Origin of the sequence: Deinococcus radiopugnans ATCC 19172 (genome assembly GCF_006335125.1) — a bacterium.
GTDB lineage: Bacteria > Deinococcota > Deinococci > Deinococcales > Deinococcaceae > Deinococcus > Deinococcus radiopugnans.
This window is the reverse complement of record NZ_VDMO01000010.1, coordinates 1-12830: the sequence shown is the minus strand read 5'-3', so window position 1 is coordinate 12830 and position 12830 is coordinate 1. Positions and strand designations below refer to the sequence as shown.

At 65.4% G+C, this 12830-nt stretch carries 13 protein-coding genes; 10 read left to right on the top strand and 3 right to left on the bottom strand.

Translation table 11 applies throughout. The annotated features are described in order from the left end of the window. Window positions 1-26: 26 nt before the first annotated feature. The 9 genes from FHR04_RS10375 to tmk all read left to right on the top strand — a co-directional run bounded on the left by FHR04_RS10375 (window position 27) and on the right by tmk (window position 7551). Window positions 27-2132, top strand: coding sequence for a 3-hydroxyacyl-CoA dehydrogenase NAD-binding domain-containing protein (locus FHR04_RS10375; RefSeq protein ID WP_139403073.1), 2106 nt, complete (start codon window positions 27-29; stop codon window positions 2130-2132). Window positions 2133-2171: 39 nt separating this feature from the next. Beyond that, window positions 2172-2363, top strand: coding sequence for a type II toxin-antitoxin system HicA family toxin (locus FHR04_RS10370; RefSeq protein ID WP_139403070.1), 192 nt, complete (start codon window positions 2172-2174; stop codon window positions 2361-2363). After that, window positions 2364-2816, top strand: coding sequence for a helix-turn-helix domain-containing protein (locus FHR04_RS10365; RefSeq protein ID WP_139403067.1), 453 nt, complete (start codon window positions 2364-2366; stop codon window positions 2814-2816). Then, the gene (locus FHR04_RS10360) at window positions 2813-3106 is read left to right on the top strand and encodes a hypothetical protein (protein WP_139403064.1); all 294 of its coding nucleotides are present in this window, start codon (window positions 2813-2815) and stop codon (window positions 3104-3106) included. The genes FHR04_RS10365 and FHR04_RS10360 overlap by 4 nt, the downstream gene beginning before the upstream one ends. Before the next feature lie 11 nt (window positions 3107-3117). Next, window positions 3118-4299 carry an acetyl-CoA C-acyltransferase gene (locus FHR04_RS10355; RefSeq protein WP_139403060.1) on the top strand — a complete coding sequence of 394 codons (1182 nt, stop codon included), beginning with the start codon at window positions 3118-3120 and terminating at the stop codon, window positions 4297-4299. 99 nt (window positions 4300-4398) lie between these two features. Then, window positions 4399-5046 (top strand): hypothetical protein, encoded by a 648-nt coding sequence (locus FHR04_RS10350; protein ID WP_139403057.1) that lies wholly within the window; start codon window positions 4399-4401, stop codon window positions 5044-5046. Between the two features lie 11 nt (window positions 5047-5057). After that, window positions 5058-6002: an alpha/beta hydrolase gene (locus FHR04_RS10345; RefSeq protein ID WP_139403056.1), complete on the top strand. Its 945-nt coding sequence runs from the start codon at window positions 5058-5060 to the stop codon at window positions 6000-6002. Window positions 6003-6102: 100 nt separating this feature from the next. Next, window positions 6103-6897 (top strand): Nif3-like dinuclear metal center hexameric protein, encoded by a 795-nt coding sequence (locus tag FHR04_RS10340; RefSeq protein ID WP_139403052.1) that lies wholly within the window; start codon window positions 6103-6105, stop codon window positions 6895-6897. Window positions 6898-6900: 3 nt separating this feature from the next. Further along, window positions 6901-7551: a dTMP kinase gene (gene tmk, locus FHR04_RS10335; RefSeq protein WP_139403049.1), complete on the top strand. Its 651-nt coding sequence runs from the start codon at window positions 6901-6903 to the stop codon at window positions 7549-7551. Window positions 7552-7679: 128 nt separating this feature from the next. Here tmk and FHR04_RS10330 read toward each other — a convergent pair whose 3' ends face one another. The 3 genes from FHR04_RS10330 to FHR04_RS10320 form a co-directional block, all read right to left on the bottom strand. Beyond that, entirely contained in the window at window positions 7680-8546 is an 867-nt protein-coding gene (locus FHR04_RS10330) for a glutaminyl-peptide cyclotransferase (RefSeq protein WP_249039073.1), read from the bottom strand. A 74-nt stretch (window positions 8547-8620) separates the two neighbouring features. Continuing rightward, window positions 8621-9733, bottom strand: a complete 1113-nt coding sequence (gene queG / locus FHR04_RS10325) for a tRNA epoxyqueuosine(34) reductase QueG (protein ID WP_139403046.1) — start codon at window positions 9731-9733, stop codon at window positions 8621-8623. 60 nt (window positions 9734-9793) lie between these two features. Continuing rightward, a complete protein-coding gene (locus tag FHR04_RS10320; RefSeq protein ID WP_039684157.1) occupies window positions 9794-10024 on the bottom strand; it encodes a hypothetical protein in 231 nt (76 codons plus the stop codon). A 114-nt stretch (window positions 10025-10138) separates the two neighbouring features. Between FHR04_RS10320 and priA the strand changes: the two genes are divergently transcribed. Next, complete coding sequence (priA, locus tag FHR04_RS10315) at window positions 10139-12655, top strand: replication restart helicase PriA (protein WP_170213918.1); 2517 nt, start codon at window positions 10139-10141, stop codon at window positions 12653-12655. Window positions 12656-12830 lie beyond the last annotated feature (175 nt).

Below are 12830 nucleotides of genomic sequence, written 5' to 3'. Positions count from 1 at the left end.
CACGCAAAACTCAAGGAGGTTCCACCATGACCAACGCGCAAGAAATGGTTCACCCCGATCTAGTGTCACAGTCCCGTGACGGCGAGGTTCTGATTCTCACCATCAACAACCCGCCCGTGAACGCCTTTTCCCCCGGCGTGCCGGAGGGCCTGAAGGCCGGGCTGGACGCCGCTGCCGCCGACGACGGCGTCAAGGCCGTGGTCCTCATCGGCGGCGGGCGCACCTTCGTCGCGGGGGCCGACATCAAGACCTTTGGCCGCCCGCGCGAGGAAGCCCCCGATCTTCGCGGCACCATCGAGAAGCTGGACGGCTTTTCCAAGCCCACCGTCGCCGCCATTCACGGCACGGCGCTGGGCGGCGGGCTGGAATTGGCGATGGGCTGCAATTACCGCGTGGCGGTCAAGGACGCGCAGGTGGGCCTGCCCGAGGTCAAGCTGGGCGTCCTGCCGGGCGCGGGCGGCACGCAACGCCTGCCCCGCGTGGTGGGCGCACAGAAGGCGCTGGAGATGATGCTGTCGGGCAATCCGATCAAGGCCACCGAGGCGCAGAAACTCGGCCTGATCGACGAGATCGTGGACGGCGACTTGCTCGCCGGGGCCGTCGCCTTTGCCCGCAGCCACGCCGACGCCCGCCCGTTGCCGCGCATCAGCGAGAGGGACGTGGAAGGTGGCACGCCCGAAGTCTTCGCCGCCGCCCGCGAAGGCATCAAGAAGACGCACCGGGGCCAACTGTCGCCCTCGCTGATCATCGATCTGGCGGAAATGGCGGCCACCAAGCCCTTCCAGGAAGGCTGGGACGCCGAGGCGGGCAAGTTCCTGGAGGCCATGAACAGCCCGCAGTCGCGCGGCCTGCGCCACATCTTCTTCGCCGAGCGCGAGGCGGGCAAGATTCCCGGCATCACCAAGGAGACCCCCACCACCGAGATCAAATCGGCGGGCATCATCGGCGCGGGGACGATGGGCGGCGGCATTGCCATGAACTTCCTGAACGCTGGAATTCCCGTGACCATCGTGGAAACCCAGCAGGAGGCCCTGGATCGTGGCCTGGGGGTCATCCGCAAGAACTACGAGAACACCGCCAAAAAGGGCCGCATCAGCATGGACGACGTGGAAAAGCGCATGTCCATGCTGACGCCCACCCTCGACATGGCTGACCTCAAAGACGCCGACATCATCATCGAGGCGGTCTTCGAGAACATGGACGTGAAGAAGGACATCTTCAAGAAGCTGGATGGCATTGCCAAACAGGGCGCGATCCTCGCCAGCAACACCTCCACGCTGGACGTGAACGAGATCGCCAGCGTTACCTCGCGGCCCGAGCAGGTGATCGGCCTGCACTTCTTCAGCCCGGCCAACGTGATGAAGCTGCTGGAAATCGTGCGGGCCGACAAGACCAGCGACAGCGTGCTGGCAACCAGCATGGCGCTGGCGAAGAAGATCAAGAAGGTGGGCGTGGTGGTGGGCGTCTGCGACGGCTTCGTGGGCAACCGCATGGTTCACCGTTACGGCGACGAGGCCCGCAAGATGGTAGAGGAGGGCGCGAACGTGCAGGACGTGGACGCCGCCATGAACGCCCTCGGCCTGCCGATGGGGCCGTTCCAGATGAGCGATATGGCAGGTCTGGACATCGGTTACGCCATCCGCCAGCATCAGGCGAAAGAGCGCGGCGAACCGAAGCCCGACGGCTGGCTGGACCGCATCGTGGAGCGCGGGCGCAAGGGCCAGAAGACGGCGGCGGGCATCTACGACTACGGCGAAGACCGCAAGCCGAAGCCCAACGCCGAGATGACCCAGCTGATCGCCGATTACCGCGCCGAGAAGGGCATCACCCCGCGCGAGATCACTCAGGACGAGGCCACCAAACGCCTGACCTACAGTCTGGTCAACGAGGGCGCGAAGATTCTGGAAGAGGGCATCGCGCAGCGCGCCGGGGACATTGACGTCATTTACATCTATGGCTACGGCTTCCCCGCTTACCGGGGTGGCCCCATGCAGTACGCCGACGAGCAGGGTCTACAGAACGTGGTGGCCGACTTGAAACAGTACGGCCAGACGCCCGCGCCCCTGCTTCAAAAATTGGCGGATGAGGGGGGGACGTTTGGGGGTTGGGATAAGGCGAAGGGACAGGGCTGAGGCTTGTTCTCAAATCTGATAACATTTCTGGTATGATCTATGCCGCGTAAAGTCCGCGAACTCATCCGCGATCTGGAGCGGGCGGGCTTTGAACTTCAGAGCGTGCGCGGCAGCCACCGAAAGTATGTGCGTGGCGGTGCAGTAGTCATCATCAGCGGCAGCGCAGGAGACGACGTGAAGCGGTATCAGGAAAAGGCCGTGCGCGACGCGATTCAGGACGAGGAGGCGTGAATGTATCTGACCATTGTCAGCAGCGGTGAGCGCAATTGGAACGCCCTCGTTCCCGAATTGCATTGCATCGTCACTGCGCCCGGCCACGCGGAAGTGCTCAAATTGGCGGGCGAAAGCATCGCGGTGGCTTTGGAAGATCAGCCGCATCATGTCGCACAGATTAAAAGTCTTGAAGATTTAGACACTGATTTGCGTGCCGATCTGGACGGCTCCGAAGAAATCGTCTTTCTAAATCCCGCCCCCATGAACCCGGTCAGTCTAGAGATTGAACACGCCCTGAATAATGCTCAAGTCTCTCAAGCCGAACTCGCCCGGCGCATCGGCAGCAGCCGCTCGGCGGTCAATCGCCTCGTCAACCCGTTTTACTGGGGCCACTCGCTGGACGTGCTGCGGCGCGTGGCGGCGGCGTTGGATGCTGAAGTTCAGGTCAAGTTTGCGGCGAAGGCGTCTTGACGACTCCAGAATCTTCCGGCAGTGCTAAGCGTCTATTACGAGGTTTAGACGTTTACGAGAGACAAGGCGAGGAGCAGGTTTACCGCTACCGAATGGTGCAAGACCTTGAAACACACGAGTACGCCATAGTTCAAATTGACGGCTGGCACAAGAATTTTGATCAAAGCGGCTGGCACGATCAGGAAAAGTATTTTCAGGAGAACATGGTTGCCAATTGGAGCGACTTCCGTTTTCATCCGACTATCCGCGAAGCCATCGTCGCCTTCTTTGAAGACGCAGACGCAGAGTAAGGAGAATTTTTATGCCCGAAGCAGTCATCGTTTCCACCGCCCGCACCCCCATCGGCAAGGCTTACCGGGGTTTCCTCAACGACACGCACGGCTCCGATCTGGGCGCGCACGCGGTCATGCACGCCGTTCAGCGGGCCGGAATTGACCCCGCCGAGATCGAGGACGTGATCATGGGCGCGGGCAACCCCGAGGGCGCCACCGGCAGCAACATCGCCCGCCAGATCGCCCTGCGCGCCGGCTTCCCGGTCAGCGTGTCCGGCGTGACCGTCAACCGCTTCTGCTCCAGCGGCCTGAACACCATCGCGCTGGCGGCCAATCATGTGATGGCCGGACAGGGCGAGATCTTCGTGGCGGGCGGCCTGGAAAGCATCAGCCTGACCCAGAACGAACACGCCAACAAGTACCGTTTGCGCGGCGAGTGGCTGATGGAACACAAGCCCGCGATTTATATGTCCATGCTGGAAACGGCGGAAATCGTGTCCAAACGCTACGGCATCTCGCGCGAGGCGCAGGACGAGTACGCCCTGAAAAGCCAGCAGCGCACGGCGGCGGCGCAGGAGGCGGGCAAGTTTGACCACGAGATCGTTCCCATGACCGCCACCATGAAGGTGCAGGACAAGGCGACGGGCGAGATTTCCGAGCAGACGGTGACCCGCAAGCTGGACGAGGGCAACCGCCCCGACACCACGCTGGAGGGCTTGCAGAAGCTCAAGCCCGTCTTTGAGGGCGGCGTGATCACGGCAGGGAACGCCTCGCAACTGTCGGACGGCGCGGCGGCGGTGGTGGTCATGGACGCGGATGTGGCCCGAGAGCGCGGGCTGGAGCCGCTGGGGCTGTTCAAGGGCTTCGCGGTGGCCGGTTGCGAACCCGACGAGATGGGCATCGGCCCGATCTACGCCGTGCCCAAGCTCCTGAAGCGCCACGGGATGACCGTGGACGACATCGATTTGTGGGAGCTGAACGAGGCGTTTGCGGTGCAGACGGTGTACTGCCGCGACAAGCTGGGCATTGATCCCGAGAAGTACAACGTCAACGGCGGGGCCATCTCCATCGGCCATCCCTACGGCATGAGCGGCGCACGCCTGACCGGCCATATTCTGCTGGAAGGCAAGCGCCGGGGCGCAAAGCATGTGGTGGTGACCATGTGTGTGGGCGGCGGTATGGGCGCGGCAGGATTGTTCGAGGTGTTGTAAAAAGTGGATATTCATGAGCAGGAAGTGGCTGCTGTAAGATTCTTACGTCACCACAATTTTGATATCTTTGAAGATCTCGTAGCTAGGACTTATAATTTCATGAGTGACGTGCTTAGGATATTGCCGAATGAAAATCCTGACGGTAACGCCTTCGTAGCTTCTACACTCATATTTTCTAGATTAATGCAGGATCTTCGTTGCGTGCATCTGTGCGCCTTGCGAGGTTATCCCTCAGCCGCTGGGACAGTAGCAGCATCTATATGGGAGTTATCCTATGAGATAAGGTTTCTGATCCTTAATCCACATAACGCGGAAAGGTGGTTTAATCATCGGGATATCAAGCATACTGAATCAACCCATTACAATAGATTTAACGAAGTGATGAAGACCCTATTTCCCGAGGATATAGAGAGAAAATTCGCTTCTGATGTTGAATGGAATAATTATTCTTACCTTTGTGCCTTTAAGCATGGCAACTCAATGTTTCAGCAGATTCTAAATATTAGAGAAAATGGCGAAAATGCGGAAATATCTCCAAATCCTGATTTGTCCTGTTTCTCTATTGAATCTTTGTCTCGTATATTATATCATTCATGTAATTATTGCATCTTAAGCGCTAAATTTATCGCAAACGAGTATTGCTCTGAAGATGAAAGATCGCATTTATCAATCAAGCTAGAAAAATTACAGCATGATTTAAAAAATTGTATCGATGCAGTCTTACCTAAATCGGCTGAAGATATTTAGGAGGTTCCACCATGCCCCTTGATCCCGCCCTCAAAGAAGTCCTGCTCCAATTCGCCGCCGCGCCTCAACCCAATGGTCTGGAGGAGATGCGGCAGGCCGTCATCGCCACCTCGGCCCGCACGCCCAAAAGGACGATCACCGGCGTTTCCGCCCGTGATCTGAGCATTCCCGGCCCCGCCTCGGCGCTGCCCGCCCGGTTGTACACGCCGGAAGGCACGGCCCCGGCGCAGGGCTGGCCGCTGACTGTGTTCTTCCACGGCGGCGGCTTCGTGGCCTACAACATCGAGACGCACGATCAGGTGTGCCGCGAGCTGTGCGCGGGTGCGGAAAGCGCGGTGCTGAGCGTGGAATACCGTCTGGCCCCGGAGAACAAGTTCCCGGCCCCGGTGGACGATGCCTACGCCGCTTTCACCTGGGCCGCCGCCCATGCCGCCGAACTGGGCGTCAATCCGGCCCGGCTGGGGCTGGCGGGCGACAGCGCGGGCGCGAGCCTGTGCATCGCTGTGACCCAGCGCGCCCGCGACGAGCATGGCCCGGCCATCGCCGCCCAACTGCTGATCTACCCGGCCGCCGACTTCGTGAACACTGAGCGCTACCCCTCGCGCCGGGAGAATGCCGAGGGCTATTTCCTGACTGAGGAGCGCATGAAGTTCTTCGGCCAGATGTACCTCGCGGAAGCTGAACACGGTGCACACCCGCACGTCTCCCCTCTGCACGCCGCCAATCTTAAAAATCTTCCGCCCGCATTGGTGTTGACGGCGGAGTTCGATCCGCTGCGCGACGAGGGCGTCGCCTATGCCGAGGCTTTGCGGGCGGCGGGCAACCGCGCCGAACACCAGCCCGGCCCAGGCATGATCCACGGCTTCGCCAACATGACCGGCGTGTCCCCGGCGGCGGCAGCCCTGATGGACACGGCGGCGGCGTGGCTGGGCCGCGAACTGACACAGGCCGGGTAGCTCTGGCAGCAGCGGGCCAGCCTTCCTCCGGCGCGGGGTGGGCTGGCCCGCTCATTTCCAGTGGGTTCGGAGGCATTGGCCCCCGCCCCCGCCCCCTACAATGCCTCCCATGACCGATTCCTCTACCCGCAAGTCCCCCGAGGTCAGCCGCGAAGACCTCGTGCGCTGGCTGAACGATTACCTCAAGATCGACGCCTACCCCGATCCCAGCATGAACGGCCTTCAGATTGAGGGCACCGGGCGGATTGCTCGTGTCGCCGCCAGCGTGGACACCAGCGTCAAGACCCTGCAGCACGCGGCGGACAGCGGGGCGGACATTCTGCTGGTGCATCACGGCCTGTTCTGGGGCGATCCGCTGGCGGTGACCGGGCCGCACCGCACCCGCCTGCAAACGGCGCTGGCCGCAGACCTCAACCTCTACGCCGCTCATATTCCGCTGGACGCCCACCCCGAAATCGGCAACAACGCCATGATCGCCAATGCGCTGTCGCTGGAGAACCGCGTGCCCTTCGGGGACTGGGCAGGCCACAAGATCGGTCTGGCCGGTGAATTGCCCCTGGAGCAGACCTTGCAGGACTTCGCAGACCGCGTGCAGAAGCTGACCGGCGAGATCTGCCTGGTTCACGGCGGCGGCCAGCCCACCGTCAAGAGGCTGGGCATCGTCAGCGGCGGCGGCGCGGGCGCGGTGGCCGAGGCGGCGGCGATGGGCCTGGACACCCTCCTGACTGGCGAGCCGGAGCACAAGCACTTCTACGACTCCTTTGAAAATGGCGTGAACGTGGTCTTCGCCGGGCACTACGAAACCGAGGTCTTCGGTGTCCGCGCCCTGGCCGCCAAGATCGAGGAGGAGTTTGGCCTGCCCTGGCAATTCCTGCACCACCCGACGGGCCTGTAATCGGTGTTTTCATCGTCTCGGCCCGATACCGGCCTGTTCGTCTCCTTTGAAGGCCCGGAAGGCGCGGGCAAAAGCACCCAGATCGCGCATCTGATCCGGCGGCTGGACGGGCTGAATCTGTCCCACACCGTGACCCGCGAACCGGGCGGCACTCCGCTGGGTTCGCGGGTTCGGGAAGTGCTTCTAGACCCCGAACTGACCATCGATCCGCTGCCCGAGTTCCTGCTGTACAGCGCCAGCCGCGCCCAACTCGTCGCCAACGTCATCCGGCCTGCGCTGGGCCGGGGAGAGGTGGTGGTCTGTGACCGCTACGCCGATTCCAGTCTGGCTTATCAGGGATTCGGGCGCGGCCTGGATGCCGAACTGCTGCGCGACATCACGGCGGCGGCGACGGGCGGGCTGTGGCCCCACCTGACGGTGCTGCTCGATCTCGATCCACAATTGGGCCTGGAACGGGCGGCGCGGCGCGGCCAGCCAGACCGGCTGGAACGTGCCGATCTGGCCTTCCATCAGCGGCTCAGGCAGGGTTTTCTGGAGTTGGCCGATGCAGACCCAGAGCGCTTCCTGGTGCTGGACGCCACCCTGGACGAGGCTGAGCTTGAGCAAAGAATCTGGGAGGCGGTGCGATCCCGTCTCCCCGTCCCAAAAAGTTAAGTGCCTTGAACCTAATATTGCGAGCTTCCGGGAAAACGCCGGAAGCTCTCCACTCCCGGTTCAAGGTACTTTTTCGCCACTCGCTCTGCTCGGTTTGTCTACAAGACAAACGCGGTGTACTTAGAGCCTTAGCGTCGGGGCTGGCCGCGTCCGTTGGTGACTCCCAGCCCCGGCACCTTGACCTCAAAGACCGTGCCCCAGCGCTTGCCGGTCAGCAGCAGCGTGCCACGTTCGGGGACGTAGGCGATGCCGTTGGGGATGTCGTCGAAGGTCAGCGGCTTGCCCAGTTTGGCGGCACCCGCGCTGGCCTCGCGGGTCAGGGCCGACACGTCGATCCAGGCGGTGACCTTCCCGGTTTGCGGATCGATACGGGCAATCCGATCCGTCAGCCAGATGTTGGCGTAGACGCTGCCCCCCACGTATTCCAGCTCGTTGAGGTTCTTGACTGGTTGGCCGCCGTCGGTCACGGTCACGCTGCGCTTGGCGGCAAAGGTCTTGGGATCGCGCCATACCAGCGTGGGCGTGCCGTTGCTCATGATCAGGTCACGCCCGTTGGTGGTCAGGCCCCAGCCCTCGCCGCTGTAGCGGTAGCGCCCCACCTCCTTCATGGTGGTCATGTCGAAGGCGAAGGCCAGCCCGTCCTGCCACGTCAGGTGGTAGGCCAGGCCGCCCAGCACGGTCACGCCCTCCCCGAACGCGGTGGGCAGCGGTGTGGCAATCCTGCCCAGCACCTTGCCGGTCTTGAGTTCCACCCGCCGCACGCCGGACTCGCCCACCAGGCCGGTGCTTTCGATGTAGGTGCCGTCGCCCAGGTACTGCAAGCCCTCGGTGAAGGCGGCGCGGTCATGCGGGTAACGGTTGACGACGGTGGGGGTCAGCACGGGTGGGGTGGTGGGCGCGGCGGGCGCGGAGGAGGGAGCAGGCGAGGTGGACTGGGCCAGCCCCGAATTCAGGGACAGGAGACCGAGCAGAGACAGCAGGAAAGCGGCGCGCACGCCTCTACTGTAGGCAAGGCGGGCGTCAGGTGTCTGACATTTGCCCCAAGATTCTTGAGGGTGCCGGAAGCGGGCTAGACAACTGTGGGGGCGGCCAGCAGACGGGCGGCGCTGCCGCGCACCTGTTCGTCGGGGTCAGCCAGCAGGGCGCGCACCCGGTCAGCCTCGCCCCACTGCGCCAGCGCCCAGGCCGCGGCCTCGCGCACCTCGGGGGCGGGGTCTGCCGCGCCCGCCAGCAGCAGCGGCCAGCCCTGGGGCGCGCGGGTGTTGCCCAGCACGTTCAGCGCGTTGCGGGCCATGCCCTTGCGACGCGGGCGCAGGAAGGCCGTGCCCGCAAAGCGGCGGTTGAACTCCCGCTCGCCGATACCGAAAAAGGTACTCAGATCGGGATGGGCCAGCTCGTGCTGTGGTCTGAGCAACCGCGCCAGCGGCCCGGCCTTCTGTGACCACGGGCAGACCTCGCTGCACACGTCGCAGCCGAACAGCCACTCGCCCATATCGGCCCGGAATTCGGCTGGGATGGGGCCACGGTGCTCGATGGTCAGGTACGAGATGCAGCGCCGGGCATCGATGGCGCGGTCACTCCCAATCGCGTTCGTCGGGCAGGCGGCCACGCACCGGAAGCACCGGCCGCAGCGGTCAGGGTGCGCCTCTCCTGTGCCCTCGAAGGGCAGATCGGTCAGCAGCACCGCCAGCGTGACGAACGCGCCCAGCCGCGTGCTGACCAGCATCCCCGACTTGCCCCGCCAGCCCAGAAACGCGCCCGAGGCAAACAGGCGTTCCATCACCGGGCCGTGATCCACGTAGCCACGCGCCCGGACGCCCAGCGCGGCGGCCTCGGCTTCCAGGCGGGTCAGGAGGGGTTGCAATTGATCGTGGTAGTCAGGTGTCCAGGCGTAGCGGGCGACGCGCCCCACCCGGACGCCGCCGGCGGGCGCAGGCGGTTCCTCGAAGGCGTGCGACACGCCCAGCACCAGCACGCTGCCCACCCCCTCCAGCCGCGAGGACGGATCGGCCCGCACCGGCAGCTGCCGTTCCAGGTAGCTCATGCCCGCGTGCCGCCCGGCGTCCAGCCAGCGGGCGTACTCGTCCACCGCGCTGGCAGGCACCTGCGCCGCCGCCCAGCCCACCGCGTCTGCCCCCAGGCCCTGGGCGAGATCGGCGAGCAGTTCGGCGGGTGCGGTCATGCGGGCCAGTATGCCGCGCCCGCCAGACGAGAAAAGGAGTCTGGTGACCGGGGCCGGGGTTCAGCGGCGGCGGCGCCCGGCACTCCCCATCTTCCGTTCGGCCTGACCCAGCAGAAAGTCGAGGGCGCGGTCCCGTTTGCGCGCCTTGACGTACTTGCCCCGCCTGACTTTCTGACTGCGGCGAATCAGGCCGATCACCTGCAGGGCCATCGGCGCGTAGACCAGGAGTCTGCTCAGGGTGTCGGCGGACGCGCGTTTGCCCTTGACGGCGCGGGTGCGAGGGAGTTTCATGCCTCCATTACGCCACTGTCTCCCCCAGAGTTGCTGAGAACGCCACAGGGGGCGCAGGCCGTCAGCCCCCCCGCTCACCCTTGCCTGACCCCGCGCCGCGCTAGCCTGCGGGATGTGACTGTCGCCGCCGCTCCTGCCCCGCAACCCTGGCTGGTAGTGGTCAATCTCCCCGTGCCAGCGCAGGATTTCAGCGCTCCGCACGGCTGGACGGGCCGTGTTCCTACCGGCTGCCGGGTGCTGATTCCCTGGCGTGGCGAACTGGTGGTGGGGCTGGTGGTGGGCGAGACTGAGCCGCGCGGGTCTTACCGCCTGCGCGAGGCGGTGCAGGTGCTCGACACCCCAGCGTGCCCCTGGGTGTTGCCGCAGACGGTGGCCGGCGTGTGTGCCTGGGCGCACGACGCCCGCATTCCCGCCGGGCTGATCTGGGGCGACCTGCTGGGCGTGGGCTGGACGGCGGATTACCTCCATACCGTTCGCGCCGTGGAGGGGGCGGACCTGAGCGCCTTTGCCCGCAAGGCCCCGACGACGCTGTGGACGGACGCGGCCGCGTTCCACCCCGCCCTGCTGGACGCCGTGCGCGAACAGGGGCTTTTGGAAGAACGCTTCGAGCTGTGTCCCCGCACCAAGACCGTCATTCGCGCCCGCGCGCTGGCTGACGTCCCTGCTGCCGTCCGCGCCGTGGTGGCCTTGCATGCCGTGATTCCGGCCCCCGCGCCCCTGACGCCCAGGCAAACGCACGCCCACGCCTGGCTGAGTGAATATGGGCCGCACGACACGCTAAGCGGCTGGGCCAAAGCGGCGGGCGTCAGCGCCAGCGTCGTGACCGGTGTTTTGAACGCGGGCGGCGCGCAGTACGTCCAGTCGGCAGCCCCACCGCCGCGTGCCTGGGCATGGCTGAGCGAGGCCGGGCCGCAGGACACCCTGAGCGGCTGGGCCAACGGCGCAAGTGCGGACGGCGTGCCGCTGTCGCCCACCGCCGCCGGAACGCTGCTGGCGCGCGGCTGGGCCGACACCGTGCAGGTGCTTGCGCCGCCGCCCGCGCTGCCGGAGGCCGTGCCTGCGGCCATGAACGACGACATGCCAGACCGCCTGCCCGAGGCCCCGCTATGGCGCCTGCACGGCGGGCGGGCCGCGTCGCGCTTCCGCACCCTCGCGCCGCGTGTGCTGCGGCTGCTGGGTCAGGGCCGGGGCGTGCTGGTCCTGGCCCCCGATCACGCCACGCTGCGCCGCGCCTGGGAGGGGCTGTCGGGCCTGGCGGCCCACGCGGGAACCCGCGCCGTGCAACTCAGCGGGCAACTCAATGAAAATCAACGCGCCCACACCTGGGAGCTGATTCGCAAGGGTGCGGCCCGGCTGGTCATCGGCAGCGCCCACGCCCTCGCCGCGCCGCTGCAAGACCCCGCCCTGATTGTGGTGCTGGAGGAGGGCAGCGACGCCCACAAGCTCTTGTCCGGTTCGCGGGCCTTCGTGCCGGACCTCGCCGCGCGGGTGGCTGCTGCCCACGACATCCCGCTGGCCGCCCTGGGAGCCACGCCCGCCGCCGAGAGCGTGCCGTGGCCGGGGGCCGTGTTGCCTCCTCCGCGCACGCGCGTGCATGTCGTGGATTACGCCACGCCCCCCGAGCAGCCCACCCTCGGCCCCCTGAGCGGCGCCCACCTGGGCATCGGGGACATGGGCTACCCCATCAGTCATGATCTGGCCCGGCTGCTGCGGCAGGTGCAGGAACGCGGACGTCAGGCCGTGCTGCTGGCCCCCCGGCGCGGGTATTCGGCGCTGCTGCGTTGCCCCAGCTGCGAACACACCCCGCAGTGCCGCAATTGCGACGTGCCGCTGAGATTCCATCAGGCCACCCGCCAGATGACCTGCCACCAGTGCGGCTACCACGAATCCATGCCGGACCGCTGCGACAACTGCGGCGAGCAGATGTGGAAGGCGCGCGGCCCCGGCACCGAATGGATCGCGCAGGAGGTGGGCCGGTTGTTGCCGGGCATGCCGGTGTACCGCATGGACAAGGATCAGCAGGATTCCCTGGCCCCGCTGCACGCCGGGGAGCCGGGGGTGGTGGTGGGCACGCAGCTGCTGCTCTCGCACGACGCGCCGCCGGATCTGGCGCTGGTGGCGGTCACGCTGGCCGACACCTGGCTGAACGTCTCGGACTTCCGCGCCTCCGAGCGCTATCACCGGCTGCTGCGGCAACTGGCCGAGTGGCACCCGGCCCGCGCGCCGCTGCTGGTGGTGCAGACCTTTCAGGCCGATCACCCGGCCCTGAAGGTGCTGGCCGAGGGCCGCGACACCCTGGCCTACCCGGCAGCCGAGGAACGCGCCCGCAAGGCGCTGGGCTACCCGCCGCATGCCCGGCTGGCCCAGGTGGAGGTCACCGCCCGCGAGGCCAAGCGCGCCCAGGCAGCGGCAGCAGAACTGGCTGAAGCGCTGCATGGCGCGGGAGCCACTGCCCAGGAAGTCCTCGGTCCCGCGCCCAGTCCGGTGGCCCGCCTGCGCGGCGTCTACCCGTACCACCTATTCCTGCGCGCCCGCAACGACGCCCGGCTGGCCGAGTTGCTCAAGGTGCTGGATACCCGGACTTGGAAGGCGCGGGTGCGGGTGGACGTGAACCCACGCGGCGGGCTGTAGGCATCAAAGAAGCCCCCTCCACCTGGGAGAGGGCCTTTCCTCGACGGCTAATACGGACTCCGAATAAATCGTTTACAGTAAAAGGATCAAACAGTCTGCTTTTACCCAACCCCTCCAGCATTCCGCTGAAGATTTCTGGAGCCTCTTTGAAGCCAGTACCTGCGCCGTCGAGCGT